Here is a 19,847-nt window from a genome sequence, read left to right as displayed (position 1 = left end):
CGCTCCCGCGGTCGGCCCCGCCGGGCGGCGGAGGGCGCCAGCCTCGACCCGCGGGAACGCCGGGGTCAACGGCCTGCGCCAGCGGCAACAGACCGTTCACGCCGCCGACTCAGGGGATGCCGTGCCAGCGCCCCTTCTCGGCGTTCCCGGCGGGCTTCGACTCGAAGACGTTGCCCGGGGTGGGCTGCGTCCTGTGGTCGTCGGCGAGGGCGAAGACCCGCAGCAGCGGCCCGACGAGCGCGTCGTACACGGCCGGGAACAGCCGGAAGCCGAGGATGACGACGGGGTTGGCGAAACCGGACTGGACGAGCCGCCGGGGCCGGTCGAGCCGGGCGACGACCGAGCGGGCCACGCGCTCCGGCGAGTAGATCGGGATCGGCGGGCGGCCCTTGAGGCCGATGTAGCTGCCGGCCTGCGAGTAGATGGGCGTGTTGACGCCGCCGGGCGCCACCGCGGAGACGGAGATGCCGGGGACGTCGCGGGTCTCCTGCTGCAGCACGCGGATCAGGCCGAGCTGGCCCCACTTGGCGGTGATGTAGCTGCCCATGAGCGGCGTGGCCACCGAGGCCAGCAGCGAACTGACGATGACCAGGTGGCCCTCGCCCTGGCGGCGGAACTGCGGCAGCACCACCCGGGCCAGGTTCGCCGTGCCGTGCAGCGCGGTGTCCACGACCCGCTCGAAGACCTCCTTGGGGACCTCCTCGACCTTCCCGTAGGCGACGACCTGCGCGGAGTGGACGACGACGTCGAGGCTGCCGAACCGGCGGACCGCGCCGTCGACGGCGGTGCGCAGCGCGTCCTCGTCGAGCACGTCGGCGGGGCACACGACGACGTCGGCGGCGCCCTGCGCGCGCACCTCGGCGGCGGTCTCCTCCAGCGCCTCGCGGCCGCGGGCCAGCAGCACGAGCGACGCGCCCCGCTGGGCGAACAGGCGGGCGGTGGCGCGGCCGATGCCGCTGGAGGCACCGGTGATGAGCACGGACTGGCACATGCGGGGAGGCTCCTCGGCTCGGGGTCCCCGACCGCCTACCCGGGTCCGTTGCCCGCCATGCGATCGAGCACCGCGAGCAGCCGCCCCGGGCCGGTGACCTCCGTCCCCTCCGGCAGCCGCGCGCGCAGCCCCCGGTCCGCGGTCACCACGAGCACCCGCCGGCCGGCGGTGGCCAGCGCGGCGGCCTCCGCGGCGAGGGCGTCGTCGCCGCTGCCGGGTGCGCGCACCAGCCGGACGCCGTCGGGGGCGGGCACCCCGCGCGCGGCGCCCTCGACGACGACCACCACCTCCCCGACGTCCTCGAGGCCGCTGCCGGCGGGCAGCGGCCCGGCGGCCAGCCGCTCGAGCAGCCGGCGGGTGGCGCCGGCCCGGTCGCGCCACCAGCCGTCGGGGCGGGCGCCGACGACGTTGGCCGCGTCGACGAGCAGGACGGTCACGTGCCCCCGATCGGGTGAGCCGGTTCGCGGTGATCATCCGCGGGTATCCGCAGGTCAGCAGCGCAACGAGTGGAGATGCGCACGGGACGAGGAGGTCCGATGGCGAGCACCGACGGTACCGGGCACGGGCCGGGCACGACGGCGACCGGCGAGGGGGCGCACGTCACCCGGGGAGCGGCGCGCGACGCCGTCGCCGCCCAGCGCGACCGCTTCGGCGGGATCAAGTGGGGGGCGGCCTTCTTCGGCTGGCTGTCGGCCAACGGCCTCGCGGTGCTCCTGGTCGCACTCGTCTCGGCGGCGGGCGTCGGCCTCGGCCTCGCGCAGGGCCTCGACAGCGTCGACGAGGCCACCGAGCAGGCCACGGGCATCGGCCTCGGCGGCGCGGTCGCCGTCGTGGTGGTCCTGTTCCTCGCCTACCTCGCCGGCGGCTACGTGGCCGGGCGGATGGCCCGCTTCGACGGCCCCCGCCAGGGCCTGGCGGTGTGGCTGGTCGGCCTGCTGGTCGTGCTGCTGCTGGCCGTCGCGGGCGCCGTGCTCGGGGCGCAGTACAACGTCCTGCAGCAGCTCGACCTGCCGCGCATCCCGGTCGACGAGGGGACGGCCACCACCGCCGGCCTGGTGACGCTGGGCGCGATCCTGGTGGCCACGCTGGTCGGCGCGCTGCTCGGCGGCGCGCTCGGCACCCGCTACCACCGCCGGGTCGACCGCGCCGGCTTCTAGTCGGGACGCCGTCCCGGGCCCGCCTCCCCGCGCGCGGAGGCGGGCCCGGTCGTCGTCCGGCAGCCATACGCTGCCGGGCATGTGCCGCAACATCCGCCCGCTGTCGAACTTCGAGCCGCCGGCCACCGAGGACGAGGTGCACGCGGCGGCCCTGCAGTACGTGCGCAAGATCAGCGGCTCGGCGAAGCCGTCGAGGGCCAACGCCGAGGCCTTCGACCGGGCGGTCGCCGAGGTGGCCGCCGCCTCGGCCCGGCTGCTCGACGCCCTGGTGACGACGGCCCCGCCGAAGGACCGCGAGGTCGAGGCGGCCAAGGCGCGGGTCCGCGCCGCCGTCCGGTACGGCAGCTGACCTGGGCGTCCGGGTCGCGCGACCGGAACGCTCACGTCGAGCACCGCAGGGGGCATGGCAGGGGGCGGAACGGGTAGGTCGGGGACTCCGCGAGACCCGATCCCCTTCCCCCGAGCACCTGGAGTCCTGCCATGGCCCGCAACACCCTGTCCCGCGCGCTGCACGACCTCGGCCTGTCGGCCTGGTTCGGCGGCACGCTCGCCAACGCCGTCGCACTCAACGCCGCCGCGAGCGAGGCCGGCAAGGACACCGGCCGGGTCGCCAACGAGGGCTGGAACCGCTGGACGCCGATCAACGCCGTCGCCATCGGGGCGCACCTGGTCGGCAGCGTGGGCCAGCTGATCGGCAACCGCGGCCGCGTCGCCCAGCAGCAGGGCGTGGCGAGCATGTCGGCGACCAAGACCCTGCTCACCGCCGCCGCCCTGGGCGCCACGGCCTACAGCCGCTCCCTCGGCATGGTGGTCAACAGCCAGGACAACCCGTCGTCGAAGTCGGGCACCAAGCCGACCAAGCGCACCAAGGCCGAGATCGCCGCCGCCCAGGAGCAGCTCGACACGCTGCAGTGGGTCATCCCCGCGCTGACCGGCGCGCTCGTGTGGGTGAGCTCCTACGCCGGCGAGCAGCAGCGCGCGAGCGAGGTCATCTCCGGCGTCCGCCGCTGACCTCCCGCCCGACCGCGCCACCGCGCCACCAGGAGGTCCCCGTGACCCCGGCACGCAGCGTCACCTCCTCCGGCAACCGCGCCGTCGACCCGCACGCCGAGCACGGACCGGAGGGGCCGGGCGCCACCCGCTGCCCCGAGTGCTCCGACGGCCTGGGCGCCCCGGCGCCGGTGCCGCCGGACTCGTGGCGCGGGCGGATCCGGGCCGACCCGGGCCTGCACCTGGCGTGGCGGGTCGGCGTCTTCGTCGTCGGGCTGCTGTTCGTGCTGCTCGGCCTGGCCCTCACCGTGCTGCCCGGGCCGCTGACCATCCCGCCGGTGCTCGTCGGCCTGTGGGTGTGGTCGACGGAGTTCGACTGGGCGCGGCGGTTCTCCGCCGCGTTCCGCCGCAAGGCGGTGGCCGCCTGGCGGCACGCCGAGCAGCACCCGGTCAGCTCGGCGGCGATCACCGTCGGCGGGCTCGCGGCGGCCGCACTGGTGTTCTGGGCGGTCGGGCACTTCCAGCTCGTCGACCGGGCCACCAGCGCCCTCGGCCTCGGCTGATCCCGGCGCCCTCCACCGGCCGCCGTCCGCGCCCGCGGACGGCGGCCGGTGTGCGTCCGTCGCCTCCCGGACCCCGCCCGTGAGCACCCCCTCGCCCCGGCCGGCACCGCAGCGGTCGTCCCGGCTGCTGCGGCGCGGCCGCACGCCCGGTCTGCGCACCGCGAAGACCGTGCTGGCCGCGGTGGTCGCCTTCCAGGTGGCCACCTGGCTGGACACCACCAGCTCCCCGATCCTCGCGCCGCTGACCGCGCTGCTGGTCGTCCAGCTCACCCTGTACGAGACGCTGGCCACCGGCTGGGAGCGGGTCGCGAGCGTCACCTCCGGGGTGCTCATCGCGGTGCTGTTCGCCTCCGTCGTCGGCCTGACCTGGTGGAGCCTCGGCCTCGTCGTCGGGCTGTCGCTGGTCGTGGGCCGGCTGCTGCGCCTGGGGCCGCATCTCGCCGAGGTGCCGATCAGCGCGATGCTCGTACTGGCCGTGGGCGGCGCCGAGGACGCGGCGCTCGGCCGCATCACCGAGACGCTCATCGGCGCCGGCGTGGGGGTGCTGGTCAACCTGCTGGTCGCTCCCCCGCTGTACGTGCAGCCCGCCGGGGAGGCGATCGCCGAGCTCGCCGAGCGCATGGCCCGCCTGAGCGAGGACCTCGCGGCCGCACTCGGCGGGCCCTGGTCGCGGCGCCTCGCCGACGACCTGCTCGACCGCGCCCGCGGGGTGGGCGCGGAGGTGGCCCGGGCCGACCGGCACCTCGCCCGCACCGAGGAGAGCGCCCGCCTCAACCCGCGCGGGCGGTCCGCCCGCGAGGCCCGGCCCCGGCTGCGCAGCACGCTGACCGCCCTCGAGCGGGTCCACGTCACGCTGCGCACGCTCACCCGCGTGCTGCTCGACCGCACCTACTTCGTGCCCGAGGACGAGGCCGACCGGGCCTGGACGCCGGCGGCCCGGGCGGCGCTGGCCGACGTCCTGCGCGCCGTCGCGAGGACGCTGCGCGAGGCCGGCGCGGTGGCCGACGGCACCGCGGTGCCCACCGGCGTCGACGCCGGGCGGCTCTCGGCGATGCTCGACCTGCGGGCGCGGCTCGCCGACGCCCTGCTCGTGGACCCGGCGCACGACGCGGCCGCCTGGGCGCAGCACGGGACGCTGCTCGACGCCGTCGACCTGCTGCGGGTGGAGCTGGCCGCCGCGCTGCAGCCGTCGTCGGCTCCCTGGGCGCCGCCGCCGCTCGGGCAGGCGCAGGTGCGCGCGGTCCGGCGGGCACTCACCCGCCGGCGCCGCCGGGACCGACCGGGGCCGGGCTGAGCCGTCAGGCGAGGGTGAGGACCACCGGGCCGTCGTCGGTGACCGCCACCGTGTGCTCGACGTGCGCCGCCCGGGCGCCGTCGGCGGTGACCACCGCCCAGCCGTCCTTCTTGTGCCGGTAGCGCTCGCCACCGGCCAGCAGCATCGGCTCGATCGCCAGCGTGCTGCCGGCGTGCAGCCGCACCCGGTCCAGCCCGGTGGCCGGCCGGTTGGGTACGAACGGCGGCTCGTGCATGGCCCGGCCGATGCCGTGGCCGCCGTGGTCGGGGAGGTGGGCGAAGCCGTAGCGCCGGGCGACGGCGTCGACCGCGGTGGCGACGTCGAGCAGGGTGGCGCCGGGGACGGCGGCGGCGATCCCCGCCGCCAGCGCCTGCTCGGTGGCGGTGACCAGGCGCGCGTCGTCGGGGCGCTCGGCGTCGCCCACCTGCACGGTGATCGCCGCGTCGCCGTTCCAGCCGTCGACGATCGCGCCGCAGTCGATGCTGAGCAGGTCGCCGTCCTTGAGCCGCTGCCCGCTGGGCCGGCCGTGCACGACGACCTCGTTGGGCGACAGGCAGGTGACGCCGTTGTAGGCCGTGGGCGCCCAGGCCGGCTTGTAGCCGAGGAACGACGACGTCGCGCCGGCCTCGTACATCGTGGTCTTGGCGAGGTCGTCGAGCTCCCGCAGCTTCACGCCCGGCCGCGCCGCCCCGCGGACGGCCGCCAGCGACAGCGCCACCGCGCGTCCGGCGGCGCGCATCGCGTCGAGTTCGGCGGTCGTCCGGGGCGGCAGCACGTGCAGGTCCACGCCCCCGACGGTACGAGACCGCCCGGCGTCAGCCGGCGGGGTCGCGGCGGACGTCGGCCGGGTCCGGCGTCCGGAAGGCGGTGTCCGGCCCGTCGGCCACCGGCGAGGCCTCCGCGGTCTCCTCCGGGCGGTCGGGCTCCTCGCCGCCCACCCCGAAGCCCTCCGCGGGCGGCGGCGCGCCCGCTCCCGGGTCGGCGGCGGGGATCCCGTCGTCCTGGCCGTTGCCCAGCTCGGGCGTCATCGGTTCCCACATCGAGGTCATGCCGCTCCCCTACCCCGCCGGCACCCCGGTAGGTGGACGCCAGGTGACACACGGGTTGCGGCTGGGCATACGGACCGGATCGGGACGGGTCACCGGATCCGCTCACGGACGGCAGGAGGAGCCGACGATGGCCACCACGGGATCGGGACAGCGGGCACGGCGCGGCACGCGGCCGGTCCCCGCACAGCGCGACGGTCGCGACGACCGCCGGGGGGACGACGGGCGGGACGAGAGCCGGGCCGAGCGGATCGACCGGGAACTGATGGAGCTGCTCAACGAGCTGCGGGTGGCGCTGCCGGGCGTGCAGTTCCTCTTCGCGTTCCTGCTCGTCGTGCCGTTCCAACAGGCGACCGAGCGGGCCACGGACTTCCAGCGCGACGTGTACTTCGTGACGCTGGTGGCCGTCGTCGTGGCCACCGCGCTGCTCATCGCGCCGGCCGCGCAGCACCGGGCGCTGTTCCGCCAGCACGACAAGGAGGACCTCCTGCGGCGCAGCAACCGGTTCGCCTTCCTCGGCCTGTGCGTGCTCGCGATCGCCATCGTCGCGGCGGTGGTGCTGGTGGTCGACTTCCTCTTCGCCCTGCCCCAGGCACTGGTCACCGGCGGCGTGGTGGCCGTGCTGCTCGGCTGGCTGTGGATCGGCAGCCCGATCGTGCAGCGGGCCCGCGGGGGCGCCGACGACGAGTGAGGCTCACGCCTCACCGCTGGACCCCGGTGGCCCGCTCCCGCCCCCGGGACGGGCCACCGGGGTCCGCTCGTCCCGCGGAGCCGGTCGGCCGAGCACCGCGCGGATCGCGTCCGCCTCGCCGCCGGTACCGACGGTCGGGGGTCGCGCTCGCCTAGGCTGCAGCCCCGTGGCGGCGACGGCGGAACGGGAGGCGCCGGCCACGAGGCCCGGGCCGCCGCGCTGGTCGCCGGTCGAGCTGCTCCCGCCCGCCGTGCTGGCCCTGCTGTGCGCGGTCCTGCTGGCGCCGGGCCACGGACTCTGGTTCGACGAGGCGTTCACCTCCGAGGTCGCCCGCCGCCCGCTCGCGGAGATCCTGCGCGCCGTCGCGACCGGCGAGGGCGTCACCAGCTACCTCGCCGACGTCCCGCCCTCCTACAACGCGCCGTACTACCTGGTCGTGCACGCCTGGATGGCCCTGCCCGGGATCGGCGGCGACACGTCCCTGCGGGTGCTGTCCGTGCTGGCCACCGCGGGCGGTCTCGCCCTGGTGACCCGGGCGGTCACCCGGCTGGCCGGCCGCGCCGCCGGCGTGCTCGCGGGCGTGGTCCCCGCCACCGCCCCGCTCCTGCTCGAACAGGCCGTCGAGGCGCGCAGCTACGGCCTGGTGGTGCTCGCGACCGGCGCGGCGCTCCTGGGCCTCGTCCGCTGGCTCCAGGACGACCGCGGGCTCCTGCTGTTCGGCCTCGCCGGCGCGGGCATGGGCCTGGCGCACTGGTACGCCGTCACCGTGCTGGCCGCGTTCGTCGTCGCGGCGCTGCTGCTGCGCGGCCGCGGCGCCGTCCGGGTCGCGGTCGTCGGCGGCCTCGCGGTCCTCCCGGCCGCCGGCCTGGTCGGCGTCAACCTGCTCAACGGCACCGGCGCCCGCAACGCCGAGCACCTGCGCGACACCGGCGGCACGCTGGCCGACCTCGCCGTCGAGGCCTGGGCCGGGGGCCGCACGCCGCTGCTGTACCTGACCGTCGGTCTCGCCGTCGTCGGCGCCGTGCGTGGCGCCGGGGCGCGGGTGGTCGGCGCCTGCTGGGTGCTGGTGCCCCTGCTGCTCCTGCTCTCGGCCGAGCTGGTCCGCCCCGTCTACCACCCCCGGTACCTGCTGGCGGGGCTCGTCGGGCTCGGCGTGCTCGCCGCGGTGGGGGTGACCGCGCTGCCCCGGGGCGCGCGTTCGGCGACGGCCGCCGCCCTGGTGGGCCTCTCGCTCGTGGCGAGCGCCCCGCTGGCGGTGCGGGAGCCGCGCGAGCGCTCCGACGACGTCGTCGCCCTGCTGCTGCAGGAGCAGCGTCCCGGCGAGCCGGTGGTCGCCGCCGACCAGCGGTCGGCCATGGGGCTCGACCACTTCGTCCGCACGCTGGGCCCGCGCCTGCGCGCCGACGTCGTCCTGCCGCCCGACGACGCCCCCGCGGACGCCGACCGCGTCTGGCTGGTCCGCCGCCTGGTCGACGGCGAGCCGGTCCCCACCGACGACGACGCGGTGCTCAGCGAGGCCGGCCTCTCGCTCGCCGCCGGGTACGCCTTCCCGGCGTCGAAGACCGACCTGGTCCTCCAGCTCTGGACGCGGTGAGTCAGCGCGCGCGGACCGCCCACGCCAGCGACCGCGCCGACTGCCGCAGCCGCGCCCGGGCCGTCCACGCCGAGGATCCCGCCGGCCGGCGGTCCCGCGTCACCGGCACGCTCGCCGACCGGACGCCGGCGCGGCCGACGGCGAGCACGACGCTCGGCGCGCCGCCGTCCAGCACGAGACCGACGACGGCCGACCGCACCGCCGGACCCATCGCCAGGAAGGCCCCCGCGTCGGGCGGCAGGCCGGTGAGGCGGGCGGCCACCCGCCGGTGCAGCTCCCCGGTCAGCCGGCGCGCCGGCGACTCGTAGCGGCCCCGCCGGCCGGCGAAGACCGCGCCGACGTCGCCCTGGGCGAGCCGGTCCAGCAGCAGCGGCACCGCCTCGGGTGGGTCCTGCAGGTCGGCGTCGAGGCACACCCACGCGTCGGCGTCCTCGGCCGCCAGCCCCGTCGCCAGCGCGCGGTGCTGGCCGACGTTGACCTCCAGCGCGGTGACGGCCACCCGCGGGTCGCCGGCCGCGACCTCCCGCGCGACCGCCAGGCTGGCGTCGGGCGAGGCGTCGACCACCAGCCGCAGACGCCAGTCGCGCCCGTCGAGCGCCGCGGCGAGCCGGGCGGCGAGCGGGCGCAGCGTGGCCTCGTTGCCGTACACGGGGACGACGACGGCGACCCGGGGTCGGGTCACCGCGGCTCCGCCGCCCAGGTGCGGGCCAGCCCCTCCGCCAGGTCCACCGTCGGCGACCAGCCGAGGCGCTGGCGCGCGGCGCGGGGGTCGCACACCCAGTCGGCGGTGTCCCAGTCCCGGCCGGGGTGGGCGCCGAGGGCGGTCGCGATCGGCCGGCCGGTGACCCGGGACGCGGCCGCGACCAGCTCCTCCACGCCGGTCTGCACGCCCGTGCCGACGTTGAGCACCGTCCCCGGCGGGAGGTCGTCGGCGAGCGCCGCCCGCACGCACGCGTCGACCACGTCGCCCACCCACACCCAGTCCCGCCGGCTGACGGAGGCGGGCAGCGGCACCGTCGCCCCGGTGCGGGCGGCGGCGAGGACGACCGGCACCAGCCGGGTGGGGTGGTCGCCCGGCCCGTAGACCTGGAAGGCGCGCAGGACCGCCGCGCGCACGCCGCGCTCGCCGGCCGCGGCCTGCAGCAGCAGCGAGCCCGCCGCCTTGGTGGCGCCGAAGAACCCGCGGGGCCGCAGCGGGGCGTCCTCGTCCAGCGGCCGCGGCCCGGCCGCGTACTCCGTCGACGAGCCGAGCCGGACGACCGCACGGCAGCGCTCCGGCAGGGCGTCGACCAGCCAGGGGGCGGTGTTGACCGCCACCGTCGCCGCGCGCTCGGCCGGGGTCGCCCCGGCGCGGCCGGCGGCCAGGGAGAAGACGACGTCGGGGTCGGCCGCGCGCACCGCCGCGGTCCCGGCCACCGGGTCGGCGAGGTCGACGTCGGCGCGGGTCAGCCCGGTGACGTGCCAGCCGTCCGCCCGCAGCCGTGCCACCAGGTGACGGCCGACGAAGCCGCCGGCGCCGGTGACCAGCGCCCGGCCGCTCACGCCGGCACGCCGACCGGGACCACCTCGGGCGCGGCGGCCTCGACGGCGGCGACGAACCGCGCCCGCCGCTCGGCCGTGGTCCCGGGGTCGGCCGCGGACAGCTCCCCCAGCGCCGCGAGCAGCCGCGGGACCTCGACGAAGGGGTCCCGCCCGGCCATGTCCGCGGTGAACGAGCGCCGCAGGAAGGTGAAGTCCGTGCGCAGCCGGACGAGCTCGGCGGCCAGCAGCGTCCCGGGCACGGGGAAGCCGCCGCCGGGCAGGGTCAGCCCGCCGACGCCGAACGGCACCGTCACGGCGGCGCGCACCTCCTCGACGGTGCCGTCGACCAGCGGCCGGAACAGCTCGCGCGACCGGCGGTCGATGCGGAGGTCGTTGAGGCCGACGTAGACCCGCGACAGGGGGCGGGAGGCGAGCTCGGCGGCCCGGGCGACGGCGTCCTGCGTCTCGACCAGGATGCCGAGCCCGCACCGGCCGGCGACCAGGTCCAGGACGCGGTCGACCTCCTCGGGGGTCCGCACCATCGGCAGCAGCACCTCGTCGGCGCCCGCCGCGACCGCGTCGGCCACCTCGCGCGCTGTCCACGGACCGGCGGCGTTCACGCGGCACAGCAGCCGGCCGTCGGTGGCCGCGCGCATCCGGGCCAGGTCCTCGACCGTGTCGGCGTTGATCTGGGTGCCCTCGCCGGCCTGCCGCCGGTGCTTCCCGCGGCGCTCCCAGTCGACGACGATGCCGGCGGCGCCCGCCGCGACGACGTCCCGGCCCCAGGCGCCGTCCACGGTGAAGAGGAACAGGTCCACGACGGTGAGCTTAGGCACACCTAACCCGCGGTCGGCGTCCAGGTGCCTCCCAGGTCCGCCGGGCCGGACGGCACGGACGCCACGGCCGCTCCCGGGGAGCGGGCGGGGAAGGGCACGGCCTGCCCCTCCACGCTCACGGTGACCTCCGTGCCGGTCCGCGGGAGATCCCCGCCGCCGGTCCGGGCTCCCACCCGCAGTCCCGAGGGCAGCTCCAGTTCCACCCGCGCGTCGTGGCCGTAGAAGTCCACGCCGCGGACCCGGGCGCGGGCGCCCGGGCCTCCCGACAGCCGCAGCTGCTCGGGACGCAGCAGGACCCGGACCGGGCCGTCGCCGCACGGCCGCGCCAGCGGCAGCTCCCCCAGCTCGGTCCCGACCCGCCCGGCGACGGCCTCGCCGTCGAGGACCACGGCCTCCCCGACGAAGGCGGCCACGTCGAGGTCGGTGGGCTCGCGGTACAGCGTCCGCGGATCGGCCAGCTGGGCGAGCCTCCCGCCGCGCACCACGGCCACCTGGTCGGCGGTGGACAGCGCCTCCCCCTGGTCGTGGGTGACCAGGACGGCGGTGGCCCCCGTCGCCCGCAGCGCGTCCGCGACGGCCCGGCGGGTGTCCTCGCGCAGTGCGGCGTCCAGGGAGGAGAACGGTTCGTCGAGCAGCACGAGGGAGGGCTCGGGCGCCAGGGCGCGGGCCAGCGCGACCCGCTGCTGCTGGCCGCCGGAGAGCTGGTGCGGCGCCCGGTCGGCCAGCGCGGCGTCGAGGCCGACGAGCGCCAGCAGCCCGGCGATCCGCGTGCGGTCACGCCGCAGCCGACGGGGCAGTCCGAAGGCGACGTTGCCGGCCACGCTCAGGTGGGGGAACAGCCCGCCCTCCTGCGGCACGAAGCCGATGCCGCGCGAGCGCGCCGGGACCCCACGGCCGAGGCCGGCGACCACCCGTCCCCCCAGCTCGACGGTGCCGGCGTCCGGGTCGTCGAACCCGGCGACGATGCGCAGCAGCGTCGTCTTGCCGCAGCCGGAGGGACCGAGCAGGGCGGTCGTCGTCCCGGACGGGACGTGCAGGTCGATCCCGGCGAGCACCGGGGTGCCGCCGTGGGACTTCACCAGGCCGCTGACGGTCAGCGCGCTCATGCGGTCAGACCTCGCCGGACGTCTCGGGACAGCAGGAGTGTGGCCGGTGCCGACAGCAGGACCATGACCACGGCGTAGGGGGCGGCGGCGCCGAACTCCAGGGCGCTGCTCGCCGACCAGAACGCGGTGGCGAGGGTCTCGGTGCCCGTGGGCGCCAGCAGCAGCGTGGCGGTGAGCTCGGTGACCACCGCGAGGAACACCAGCGCCGCTCCTGCGCCGATCCCGGGAGCCATCAGCGGGAGGGTCACCCGCCACAGCCGGGCAGGGGCGGACACGCCGAGGGAGGCGGCGACGTCGTCGTGCACCGGCGGCGACTGCTCGACCGCGGCGCGCACCGTCACGATGGCGCGGGGCAGGAACAGGATCGCGTACGCCGCCAGCAGGACCGGCACGGTCTGGTAGAGCGAGGGCACCAGGCGGATGCCGAGCGCGACCAGCGCCAGGGCGACGACGATCGCCGGCACCGCGCTGCCGAGGTAGGTGGTGCGCTCCAGCAGCGTGGCCAGCGGCCCGCGGCGGCGCACCGCCAGCCACCCGGTGGGCAGGGCCAGCACGGTGGTCACCGCCGCGGCCGCGGCCGCCAGCGCGAGCGTCGTCCCGGTGGTGCCGGCCAGAGCCGCCCAGTCGGCCCGGGCCGAGGCGCCGGTGAGGAACCACGACGCCAGCGCGCCGAGCGGGACGAGCAGCGAGAGCCCGACGACCGTGCCCAGGAGGAGCAGGGCGGGGCCGGTGAGCGGGCCGAGGCGGGCCGGGCGCACCCGCCGGGCGGTGCCCGACCCGGTGCGGGCGTAGGCCCGGGTGCCGCGCAGCCGGACCTCGGCCAGCAGCAGGACCAGGCACAGCAGCACGAGGACGCCGGCGAGCATCGAGGCGGCGGGGCCGTTGAACGTGGCCCGGTACTGGTCGTAGACCGCCGTGGTGAAGGTCGGGTAGCGCAGCATCGCCAGGGCACCGAACTCGGCCAGCACGTGCAGGGCGACCAGCAGGGACCCGCCCAGGACGGCCACCCGCAGCTGGGGCAGCTGCACCCGGCGGAACACCGCCCAGGTCGACAGGCCCAGGCCGCGGGCGGTCTCCTCCAGCGCCGGGTCCAGCCCGCGGAAGGCGGCGACCACGGGGAGGTACACGAACGGCGCGTACGACAGCGACACGACCAGCAGCGCACCGCCGTAGGTGTCCAGCCCCGGCAGCAGCGAGATCCACGCCGAGCTGGTGACGAAGGCCGGCAGGGCCAGGGGCGCGACCAGCAGCACGTGCCACACCCGGCGGCCGGGCAGGGCGGCGCGCTCGACCAGCCAGGCCGTGCCGACACCGAGGACCGCGGTGACCGCGACGGTGCCGCCGACCAGCCGCAGGGTGTTGCCGAGCAGCTCGGCCACCCGCGGCCGGAACACCAGCTCCGCCACGCCGCTCCAGCCGACCTCGACGGCGGCCGTGGCGATGTGCACCAGCGGCAGCAGCGCGAGCCCGGCGACGGCGGTGGCGAGCAGCACCGTCACCGGCGACCGGCGCAGGGAGGCCCTCCGCCGGGCCCGGAGCGCCGGCGCGGGCGGGGTGGCGGGGCGGCTCGGGGCGAGGCTCAGAGCAGCCCCACCTCCTGCATGAGCTCGGTGACCCGTTCCTGGTCGAGGGAGCCGGGGTCGACGGCCGGGGCACCCAGGCTCTCCAGCGGGGGCAGGACCTCCGCGGAGGCGACACCGGTACCGACGGCGTACTCGAGTGCGGTGCTCTCGGCCAGCCGCTGCTGCGCCTCCGGCCCGGTCAGGTAGGCCACCAGGCGCTGGGCGGCGTCCTGCTGGTCGGAGGAGGCGAGCACGCCCGCGCCGGAGACGCTGAGGAAGGCGCCCGGGTCGCCGTCGCCGAACAGGTGCAGCCGGGCGTCGTCGCCCTTGAGGCCGCCCTCGGCCTGGTCGCGGTACCAGTAGTAGTGGTACATGACGCCGGCGTCGATCTCGCCCTCGTCGGCGGCGACCATGACGGCGGTGTTGCTCTGGTAGACGCCGGCGTTGCGCTCCAGGCCCTCCAGCCACGCGCGGGTGGCCTCCTCGCCCTGGGTGGCGAGGACGGCCGCGACGATGGCCTGGAAGTCCGCGCCGCCGGCGGCGATGCCGATGCGGCCCTCCCACGCCGGGTCGGCCAGTTCCATGATCGAGCCGGGGAGCTGCTCCTCCGTCAGCGCGGAGGGGTCGTAGACGAGGACGGTCGACCGGGCCGCGAAGCCGGTCCACGTGCCCGACGACGGCCGGAACTGCTCGCCGACCTGGTCGAGGGTGGCCTGGTCGAGCTCCTGCAGCAGTCCCTCGCGGTCGAGGACGGCGATCGACGGGCTGTTCTCGGTGAGGAAGACGTCGGCCGGTGAGGCCTCGCCCTCCTGCACGATCTGGTTGGCCAGCTCCGCGTCGTTGCCGTCGCGGAACTCCACCTCGATGCCGGTCTCCTCGGTGAAGCCCTCGAGCATCGTGCGCACCAGGCTCTCGTGCTGGGCGCTGTAGACCGTGAGCGTGTCGGCGTCCGACGCCCCGGCGCTGCCGCAGGCGGACAGCGCCCCGGCGAGGCAGACGGCGGACAGAGCGGCGGGGACTGCCCGCAGGGGCCTGGTCACGGGTCCTCCAGCGGACGTCGACGGGTGCCGGGAGACAGGGTAGGCACACCTAAGCGCGGATGGGGGCGGGGCTCCGCCGATGAGTCCGCGCCCCGGGCGCCGTCTGCCCGTCAGACCCGTGCGCACCGTGCGGGCACCCGGCGCGGGAGCAGGGGGTGGGGCAGGTGACGGCGCATCTCGGCGACACCGTGCCGGCCGGAGGGCGGGCGGACGGGGGCGGCGACGTCCCGGCGGTCGAGGCCGTGGGCCTGGTCAAGCGGTTCGGATCGACGACGGCGGTCGCGGGGGTGGACCTGCTCGTCCCGCAGGGCGGCGTCCACGGCCTGCTCGGGCCCGACGGCGCGGGCAAGACCACCACCCTCCGTCTGCTGGCCACGGTGGTCCCGCCCGACGGGGGGCGGGCGCGGGTCCTCGGCCACGACGTCGCGCGCGAGCCCGGCGCGGTGCGCGCGCGGGTCGGCCTCACCGGCCGGTTCGCCTCGCTCGACGAGGACCTCACCGGCGCGGAGAACCTGCTGCTGCTCGCCCGCCTGCTCGGCTACTCGCGGGCCGCGGCCCGCCGGCGCACCGATCAGCTGCTGAGCGCCTTCGGCCTCACCGAGGCCGCCGGCACACAGGTCGGGCGGTACTCCGGCGACATGCGGCGGCGGGCCGACATCGCCGCGAGCATCGTCGTCCGGCCCGACCTCGTCCTCCTCGACGAGCCCACCACCGGGCTCGACCCGCGCAGCCGCAACCAGGTGTGGGACGTCGTCCGCGCGCTGGTCCGGGGCGGGACGACGGTGATGCTGGCCACCCGCCACCTCGACGAGGCCGACCTGCTCGCCGACCGCGTCTCCGTCATCGACGCCGGCCGGGTCGTCGCCGAGGGCAGCCCGGCGCAGCTGAGGGCGTCGGTGGGCCCGGGCACGCTGCACGTGCGGGTGCTCGAACCGGAGCGCCGCGCCGAGGCCCGGGCACTGCTCGAGCGGGTGCTCGGCGTGCCGGTCGAGGCCGACGCCGACCTCACCGCGCTCACGGCCCGGGTGCCCGGGTCCGCGCCGGCCACCCGGGCGCTCGCCGCGCTGGGCGACGCCGGCATCGACCTCGCGCAGTTCGCGCTCGACCGGCCGGGCCTCGACGAGGTCCTGCTCGCCCTGACCGGCCGGCCCGCCGGGCCCGAGGCGCCTCCGGAACCGCGGCGGGCGGTGCGCTAGAACGGTCGGATGCCGCCCGTCCTGCGCACCGCCCGCTTCGCCGAGCTCACCCCGTTCGAGGTCTACGCGCTGTGCCGGCTGCGGGTCGACGTGTTCGTCGTCGAGCAGGAGTGCCCGTATCCCGAGCTCGACGGCCGCGACACCGAGCCGGGGACGCTGCACCTGTGGATCGAGGAGGACGGCGCGGTCCTCGCCACCATCCGGCTGCTCGACGACGGCGGCACGCGGGCGATCGGCCGGGTGGCCACCGCCGCCACCGCCCGCGGCCGGGGCCTGGCCGCGCAGCTGGTCGAGGAGGGCATCGCGCGCAGCGGGGGGCTGCCGGTGACGCTCGGCGCGCAGGCACACCTGCAGGGCTGGTACGAGCGGTTCGGGTTCCGGCTGTCGGGCCCGGGCTACGTCGAGGACGGCATCCCGCACGTCCCGATGCGGCGCGAGCCCGCCTGAGGCCCCTCGACAGCCGACCCGTTCTGCTACATGCTCTAGCCGTGGCTACACCGTCGAGCCATCCTCCTCCCGCCGGCCGCGTCGCCCGGCGCCGGGCCGCGGTGGTGGTCGAGGCGCTCGACCACGCCGAGGCGCTCATGGCACAGGAGGGCGTCGGCGCGCTGACGGTGAGCGAGGTGGCCCGGCGGATGGGGATCCGCGGCCCCTCCCTCTACAAGTACTTCCCGTCGCGGCACGCGGTCTACGACGCGCTCTTCGCCCGGGGCCTGGCGGGGCAGCAGGACGCGGTGACCGCCGCCGTCGCCGGGGTCCCCCGCGGCGTGCCCCGCCTGCGGGCCGGTGGCGCGGCCGTGGTCACCTGGGCCGTCGAGCACCCCGCGCTGGCGCAGCTGCTGTTCTGGCGGCCGGTGCCGGGCTTCTCCCCGTCCCCGGAGACCTTCGCCCCCAGCGAGCGCGAGATGGCCGACGTCCGGGCCGAGCTGTCCGAGGCGGTCCGCCTCGGACAGCTGCGTCCCGGCGCCGACGCGGACGACGCCGTCCGGCTGTGGACGGTCGTCCTGGCGGGCCTCATCTCCCAGCAGCTGGCGAACCAGCCCGGCGTGCCCGCCGCCGACGGCGCCTTCAGCCGGCTGACCGACGCCGCCATCGACCTCTTCCTCGCCGCCCACGCACCCTGAGGAGCCGCCGTGCAGACACTCGACCACGACGAGGTGAGCACCACCGTCGCCGCCCCCGCCGAGCGCGTCTACGCGCTGGTGGCCGACGTGACCCGGATGCCGGAGTTCAGTCCCGACGTCGTGCGCTGCCGGTGGCTCGGCGGCGCCACCGGCCCGGCCGTCGGAGCCCGCTTCGAGGCGGTCAACCGCACCGCCGAGGGACGCACCTGGCGCAACCGGCCGGTGGTGACCGCCGCCGTCCCCGGCCGCGAGTTCGCCTTCGCCCGCACCGAGCCCTTCGCCGGCACCATCGCCTGGCGCTACCGCCTCGAGCCGGCGGACGGCGGCACCCGGGTGGTGGAGAGCTACCGGGTGGAGCGGCCGATCACCCGGCTGGGCTGGTTCGTCATCGAGCGGGTGTTCCGGGCCGGCGACCGGCGCACCGCCCTGCGGGCCGGCATGCAGACCACCCTGGAGCGGCTGCGGGCGTGCGCCGAGCGCGGGGCCTGAGCGCTCACGCCGCCGTCGCCGGCACGAGGTCGGCGGCGCCGAACGCGGCGTCGAAGCGGTCGCACCAGATCACCACGCTGGTGTAACCGGTGGCGTCGACACCCGCGGGCACGACGTAGTTCTGGTCGCCGACGTTGCCCTTGAGCGCCCCGAGGTCGACGGCCTCGTCGTCGAAGGCCGCCTCCTCGCCACCCGCGGGGTTCCGCGAGAGGTAGACGAACAGGGCGGGGCCGTTCGAGGTCTCGAAGCCCTCGAGCCGCACGACCACCTGCCCGTCGGGGAGCTGCACCAGCCGGGCGGTGCCGACCGTCTCGTGCTCGCGGGAGACGAAGGTGCCGGCGGCCAGGTCGACCGGGCCGGCCGGCGCGGCCGGGGCTCCCGCCGACGGGGAGGGCGGCACCTCCGCCGCGACGGTGGGCAGGGCCTCGTCCACGCGGCTGTCGTAGAGCAGCTTCTGCGGCTGGAACCACACCAGGGTGACCACCGCGAGCACGACGGCGACCACCGCCCCGAGCAGGACCCACGTCCGCAGCCTCACCGTCACGGCGGCGGACCCTAGACCGGACCGCGCGGTCCGTGGGGTGTCCCGGACGCGGCCCCGGGTACCGGCCCGGCATGGCGGACGACGGGGACGTGGGCGGCTTCGCGGGCGGGCTCGGCGCCCGGGTGCGGGAGGGCGACGACGGCGCGGCCGTCCTCGACTTCGAGGTCCGCGACGAGCACCTCAACCCGGCCGGGACGCTGCACGGCGGGGTGCTCGCGACGCTGGTGGACACCGCCATGGGCCAGGCCGTGCGCAGCACGACCGGCGAGGGCGAGGTGCCGGCCACCAGCCAGCTGACGGTGACCTACCTCCGCCCGGGGAAGCCCGGGCCGCTCGAGGTGCGCGGCCGCGTGCGCACCCGCGGGGAGCACCTGACCATCTGCGAGGCCGACGTCGAGCAGGAGGGCCGGGCGCTGGCGCACGCGGTCGCGACCTTCGCCGTCCTGCAGCGCTGACCGGCCGGGAACGCACGAGCGCCCCGCCGGATCGACCGGCGGGGCGCTCGCGAAGTCAGGCGACGGCGGTCAGGCGACCGGCTCGGCGCAGTAGACGGTGCCCTCGCCGCCGACCTCGCCGCTCCACAGCGCCTGGACGGTCGGGGACTCCTCGCACGGCCAGTAGCTCGGGTCGTTGAACTCGGGCTCGGTGACCTGCTCCTCGACCACCGACACCACGCGGGCCTGCGCGGTCTCGTCGGAGCAGTCGACGGTCTCCCAGCTGCTGCTGCCCTCGGCCGCGATGCAGTCGCCGACCTCGGGGGCGCCGAAGTCGACCAGCCGGAACGCCGCGATGCCGCCGGCGATCGCGACGGCGCCGACGATGCCGCCGATCTTGCGGGCCTTGCCCGACTTCGGGGCCGGCGCGGGCTGGCCCGGGCCGCCGAAGGGCGTGGCGCCGAACTGGCCCGGTGCGCCCTGCGGCGGGAAGGGCTGACCCGGCTGCGGCTGGCCCTGCGGCGGGTACGGCTGACCCGGCTGCGGGGCACCCTGCGGCGGGAAGGGCTGACCCGGCTGCGGGGCACCCTGCGGCGGGAAGGGCTGGCCGGGCTGTCCCGGGTTGGTCATGACGTGCTCCTCGGTGTGCCTGACGGTCACCGGGCGGCGCCGTCCGACCGGCACCATCACACGCGACGTCCGCGCAGGTCAGGAGGACGCGCGCAGACCTCCCCCCGTGGGGTCAGGCGGGCAGGAGTGCCGCGAGTGGCCCGTCGACGACCAGCGCGGCGCCCTCGATGTCGTCCTCGTAGACCTCGTCGTCGTCGCCCGTGCCGCACTGGCTGACCAGCAGGATGATCGCGAAGACGAGCACGATCAGGCCGAGGAACGTGCCGAGGAACATCGCCCGGCCCCGCTTGGGACGGGGGTTCATGCCGCGGCGCGGGTCCTGGGGATCGGGTGCGGAGGCGGGCTGGGACATGGCGGTGCTCCTCGTGGCGGGGAGGGACGGCGGTGGGTCCGGGTCTGGACCGCTCTTCCGACACATGCCCAGCCGCCCTGCCGGTACGCCTGTCGCGGGCACCCGGATGGCACGCGACGGGGTGACGCCGCGGTCAACGGCGGAGGACGATCACCGCATGACCACTGCGACCTGGAACGGCACCGTCATCGCCGAGTCCGACGACATCGTCACCGTGGAGGGCAACGCGTACTTCCCGCGGGAGTCCGTGCGCGAGGACGTGCTGCGCCCGTCGTCGACGCACACCACCTGCCCGTGGAAGGGCGAGGCGTCCTACTTCTCCCTCGAGGTCGACGGGCGGACCAACCCCGACGCCGCCTGGTACTACCCCGAGCCGAAGGACGCGGCGAAGGAGATCACCGGACGGGTGGCCTTCTGGCGCGGCGTCGAGGTGCGCTGACCGCTCCCGGACACGGCACGGGCCCGGCCGCAGCGGCGGCCGGGCCCTCGCGGCCCCTCCGCAGGGGCCCGCCGCGAGCCTGCGAGTGGTGGGGAGCGGAGGGGTCCTTCGTCAGGCGGGGCGGGCGCCCGCGAGCTCGCGGGCGGCGGCCGGGGCCGCGGCCTCGAGCTCGGCGCAGAGCTCCAGGGGGGCGATTACCCGGGGGTTGGCGCCCCCGTGGACCGCCCCCGAGTACTCGACGGCTGCGC

26 protein-coding genes are annotated in these 19,847 nt (G+C 77.1%); 13 read left to right on the top strand and 13 right to left on the bottom strand.

The window, feature by feature from the left end:
* Positions 1-109: 109 nt before the first annotated feature.
* Positions 110-991, bottom strand: a complete 882-nt coding sequence (locus ACI79X_RS22020; RefSeq protein WP_457027557.1) for an SDR family NAD(P)-dependent oxidoreductase — start codon at positions 989-991, stop codon at positions 110-112.
* Between the two features lie 35 nt (positions 992-1,026).
* Positions 1,027-1,428 carry a hypothetical protein gene (locus ACI79X_RS22015; protein ID WP_457027556.1) on the bottom strand — a complete coding sequence of 134 codons (402 nt, stop codon included), beginning with the start codon at positions 1,426-1,428 and terminating at the stop codon, positions 1,027-1,029.
* A gap of 99 nt (positions 1,429-1,527) precedes the next feature.
* Here ACI79X_RS22015 and ACI79X_RS22010 point away from each other — a divergent pair, with 99 nt between their 5' ends.
* The 5 genes from ACI79X_RS22010 to ACI79X_RS21990 all read left to right on the top strand — a co-directional run bounded on the left by ACI79X_RS22010 (position 1,528) and on the right by ACI79X_RS21990 (position 4,995).
* Positions 1,528-2,148, top strand: coding sequence for a hypothetical protein (locus ACI79X_RS22010; RefSeq protein WP_457027555.1), 621 nt, complete (start codon positions 1,528-1,530; stop codon positions 2,146-2,148).
* A gap of 79 nt (positions 2,149-2,227) precedes the next feature.
* Positions 2,228-2,497 carry a DUF2277 domain-containing protein gene (locus tag ACI79X_RS22005; RefSeq protein ID WP_457027554.1) on the top strand — a complete coding sequence of 90 codons (270 nt, stop codon included), beginning with the start codon at positions 2,228-2,230 and terminating at the stop codon, positions 2,495-2,497.
* Positions 2,498-2,628: 131 nt separating this feature from the next.
* Positions 2,629-3,159: a hypothetical protein gene (locus ACI79X_RS22000; protein ID WP_457027553.1), complete on the top strand. Its 531-nt coding sequence runs from the start codon at positions 2,629-2,631 to the stop codon at positions 3,157-3,159.
* A gap of 41 nt (positions 3,160-3,200) precedes the next feature.
* Complete coding sequence (locus ACI79X_RS21995) at positions 3,201-3,701, top strand: PGPGW domain-containing protein (protein WP_457027552.1); 501 nt, start codon at positions 3,201-3,203, stop codon at positions 3,699-3,701.
* Positions 3,702-3,780: 79 nt separating this feature from the next.
* Complete coding sequence (locus ACI79X_RS21990) at positions 3,781-4,995, top strand: aromatic acid exporter family protein (protein ID WP_457027551.1); 1,215 nt, start codon at positions 3,781-3,783, stop codon at positions 4,993-4,995.
* A gap of 4 nt (positions 4,996-4,999) precedes the next feature.
* Here the strand turns inward: ACI79X_RS21990 and map are convergent, their stop codons facing one another.
* Together map and ACI79X_RS21980 are read right to left on the bottom strand one after the other, a co-directional pair.
* Entirely contained in the window at positions 5,000-5,782 is a 783-nt protein-coding gene (gene map, locus ACI79X_RS21985; RefSeq protein ID WP_457027550.1) for a type I methionyl aminopeptidase, read from the bottom strand.
* Positions 5,783-5,810: 28 nt separating this feature from the next.
* Positions 5,811-6,044 (bottom strand): hypothetical protein, encoded by a 234-nt coding sequence (locus tag ACI79X_RS21980; protein WP_457027549.1) that lies wholly within the window; start codon positions 6,042-6,044, stop codon positions 5,811-5,813.
* A gap of 127 nt (positions 6,045-6,171) precedes the next feature.
* Here ACI79X_RS21980 and ACI79X_RS21975 point away from each other — a divergent pair, with 127 nt between their 5' ends.
* Entirely contained in the window at positions 6,172-6,732 is a 561-nt protein-coding gene (locus ACI79X_RS21975; RefSeq protein WP_457027548.1) for a DUF6328 family protein, read from the top strand.
* 166 nt (positions 6,733-6,898) lie between these two features.
* Positions 6,899-8,326, top strand: a complete 1,428-nt coding sequence (locus tag ACI79X_RS21970; RefSeq protein ID WP_457027547.1) for a hypothetical protein — start codon at positions 6,899-6,901, stop codon at positions 8,324-8,326.
* A gap of 1 nt (position 8,327) precedes the next feature.
* On the opposite strand, the gene ACI79X_RS21965 is transcribed toward ACI79X_RS21970, so the two are convergent.
* From ACI79X_RS21965 to ACI79X_RS21940, 6 genes are all read right to left on the bottom strand, one after another.
* Positions 8,328-9,008 (bottom strand): glycosyltransferase, encoded by a 681-nt coding sequence (locus ACI79X_RS21965; RefSeq protein ID WP_457027546.1) that lies wholly within the window; start codon positions 9,006-9,008, stop codon positions 8,328-8,330.
* The gene (locus tag ACI79X_RS21960; protein ID WP_457027545.1) at positions 9,005-9,868 is read right to left on the bottom strand and encodes an NAD-dependent epimerase/dehydratase family protein; all 864 of its coding nucleotides are present in this window, start codon (positions 9,866-9,868) and stop codon (positions 9,005-9,007) included. Before ACI79X_RS21960 ends, ACI79X_RS21965 begins: the two co-directional genes overlap by 4 nt.
* Positions 9,865-10,665, bottom strand: a complete 801-nt coding sequence (locus ACI79X_RS21955) for an aldolase/citrate lyase family protein (RefSeq protein WP_457027544.1) — start codon at positions 10,663-10,665, stop codon at positions 9,865-9,867. The genes ACI79X_RS21960 and ACI79X_RS21955 overlap by 4 nt, the downstream gene beginning before the upstream one ends.
* Positions 10,666-10,685: 20 nt before the next feature.
* Positions 10,686-11,789, bottom strand: a complete 1,104-nt coding sequence (locus tag ACI79X_RS21950; RefSeq protein WP_457027543.1) for an ABC transporter ATP-binding protein — start codon at positions 11,787-11,789, stop codon at positions 10,686-10,688.
* Positions 11,786-13,288, bottom strand: coding sequence for an ABC transporter permease (locus ACI79X_RS21945; RefSeq protein ID WP_457027542.1), 1,503 nt, complete (start codon positions 13,286-13,288; stop codon positions 11,786-11,788). The genes ACI79X_RS21950 and ACI79X_RS21945 overlap by 4 nt, the downstream gene beginning before the upstream one ends.
* 80 nt (positions 13,289-13,368) lie before the next feature.
* The gene (locus tag ACI79X_RS21940; protein ID WP_457027541.1) at positions 13,369-14,391 is read right to left on the bottom strand and encodes an iron ABC transporter substrate-binding protein; all 1,023 of its coding nucleotides are present in this window, start codon (positions 14,389-14,391) and stop codon (positions 13,369-13,371) included.
* A gap of 164 nt (positions 14,392-14,555) precedes the next feature.
* On the opposite strand from ACI79X_RS21940, the gene ACI79X_RS21935 reads away from it, so the two are divergent.
* Genes ACI79X_RS21935 through ACI79X_RS21920 form a run of 4 tightly spaced genes read left to right on the top strand, consistent with a single transcriptional unit; the run spans position 14,556 to position 17,200 of the window.
* Positions 14,556-15,587: an ATP-binding cassette domain-containing protein gene (locus ACI79X_RS21935; protein WP_457027540.1), complete on the top strand. Its 1,032-nt coding sequence runs from the start codon at positions 14,556-14,558 to the stop codon at positions 15,585-15,587.
* 9 nt (positions 15,588-15,596) lie between these two features.
* A complete protein-coding gene (locus tag ACI79X_RS21930; RefSeq protein WP_457027539.1) occupies positions 15,597-16,034 on the top strand; it encodes a GNAT family N-acetyltransferase in 438 nt (145 codons plus the stop codon).
* Between the two features lie 41 nt (positions 16,035-16,075).
* The gene (locus ACI79X_RS21925; RefSeq protein WP_457027538.1) at positions 16,076-16,711 is read left to right on the top strand and encodes a TetR/AcrR family transcriptional regulator; all 636 of its coding nucleotides are present in this window, start codon (positions 16,076-16,078) and stop codon (positions 16,709-16,711) included.
* Between the two features lie 9 nt (positions 16,712-16,720).
* Complete coding sequence (locus ACI79X_RS21920; protein ID WP_457027537.1) at positions 16,721-17,200, top strand: SRPBCC family protein; 480 nt, start codon at positions 16,721-16,723, stop codon at positions 17,198-17,200.
* Positions 17,201-17,204: 4 nt separating this feature from the next.
* On the opposite strand, the gene ACI79X_RS21915 is transcribed toward ACI79X_RS21920, so the two are convergent.
* The gene (locus tag ACI79X_RS21915) at positions 17,205-17,744 is read right to left on the bottom strand and encodes a DM13 domain-containing protein (protein ID WP_457027536.1); all 540 of its coding nucleotides are present in this window, start codon (positions 17,742-17,744) and stop codon (positions 17,205-17,207) included.
* A gap of 71 nt (positions 17,745-17,815) precedes the next feature.
* Here ACI79X_RS21915 and ACI79X_RS21910 point away from each other — a divergent pair, with 71 nt between their 5' ends.
* On the top strand, positions 17,816-18,199 hold the full coding sequence (locus tag ACI79X_RS21910) for a PaaI family thioesterase (RefSeq protein ID WP_457027535.1): 384 nt from the start codon (positions 17,816-17,818) through the stop codon (positions 18,197-18,199).
* Between the two features lie 69 nt (positions 18,200-18,268).
* On the opposite strand, the gene ACI79X_RS21905 is transcribed toward ACI79X_RS21910, so the two are convergent.
* Both ACI79X_RS21905 and ACI79X_RS21900 read right to left on the bottom strand, forming a co-directional pair.
* The gene (locus tag ACI79X_RS21905) at positions 18,269-18,808 is read right to left on the bottom strand and encodes an LppU/SCO3897 family protein (protein ID WP_457027534.1); all 540 of its coding nucleotides are present in this window, start codon (positions 18,806-18,808) and stop codon (positions 18,269-18,271) included.
* A gap of 112 nt (positions 18,809-18,920) precedes the next feature.
* On the bottom strand, positions 18,921-19,160 hold the full coding sequence (locus ACI79X_RS21900; RefSeq protein ID WP_457027533.1) for a hypothetical protein: 240 nt from the start codon (positions 19,158-19,160) through the stop codon (positions 18,921-18,923).
* 157 nt (positions 19,161-19,317) lie between these two features.
* Between ACI79X_RS21900 and ACI79X_RS21895 the strand changes: the two genes are divergently transcribed.
* Positions 19,318-19,599 (top strand): DUF427 domain-containing protein, encoded by a 282-nt coding sequence (locus tag ACI79X_RS21895; RefSeq protein ID WP_457027532.1) that lies wholly within the window; start codon positions 19,318-19,320, stop codon positions 19,597-19,599.
* Positions 19,600-19,847: the final 248 nt, after the last annotated feature.

It is taken from the genome of Geodermatophilus sp. SYSU D01119 (assembly GCF_054049975.1).
This window is presented reverse-complemented; position numbering and strand designations above follow the sequence as displayed.

Bases quoted from the DNA above. Each gene is read 5' to 3' on its own strand.
- ACI79X_RS21980 (WP_457027549.1), bottom strand. From the start codon at position 6,044: ATGACCTCGATGTGGGAACCGATGACGCCCGAGCTGGGCAACGGCCAG.
- ACI79X_RS21930 (WP_457027539.1), top strand. From the start codon at position 15,597: ATGCCGCCCGTCCTGCGCACCGCCCGCTTCGCCGAGCTCACCCCGTTC.
- ACI79X_RS21895 (WP_457027532.1), top strand. From the start codon at position 19,318: ATGACCACTGCGACCTGGAACGGCACCGTCATCGCCGAGTCCGACGAC.
- ACI79X_RS21950 (WP_457027543.1), bottom strand. From the start codon at position 11,789: ATGAGCGCGCTGACCGTCAGCGGCCTGGTGAAGTCCCACGGCGGCACC.
- ACI79X_RS21900 (WP_457027533.1), bottom strand. From the start codon at position 19,160: ATGTCCCAGCCCGCCTCCGCACCCGATCCCCAGGACCCGCGCCGCGGC.
- ACI79X_RS21910 (WP_457027535.1), top strand. From the start codon at position 17,816: ATGGCGGACGACGGGGACGTGGGCGGCTTCGCGGGCGGGCTCGGCGCC.
- ACI79X_RS22000 (WP_457027553.1), top strand. From the start codon at position 2,629: ATGGCCCGCAACACCCTGTCCCGCGCGCTGCACGACCTCGGCCTGTCG.
- ACI79X_RS21905 (WP_457027534.1), bottom strand. From the start codon at position 18,808: ATGACCAACCCGGGACAGCCCGGCCAGCCCTTCCCGCCGCAGGGTGCC.
- ACI79X_RS22010 (WP_457027555.1), top strand. From the start codon at position 1,528: ATGGCGAGCACCGACGGTACCGGGCACGGGCCGGGCACGACGGCGACC.
- ACI79X_RS21975 (WP_457027548.1), top strand. From the start codon at position 6,172: ATGGCCACCACGGGATCGGGACAGCGGGCACGGCGCGGCACGCGGCCG.
- ACI79X_RS22005 (WP_457027554.1), top strand. From the start codon at position 2,228: ATGTGCCGCAACATCCGCCCGCTGTCGAACTTCGAGCCGCCGGCCACC.
- ACI79X_RS22020 (WP_457027557.1), bottom strand. From the start codon at position 991: ATGTGCCAGTCCGTGCTCATCACCGGTGCCTCCAGCGGCATCGGCCGC.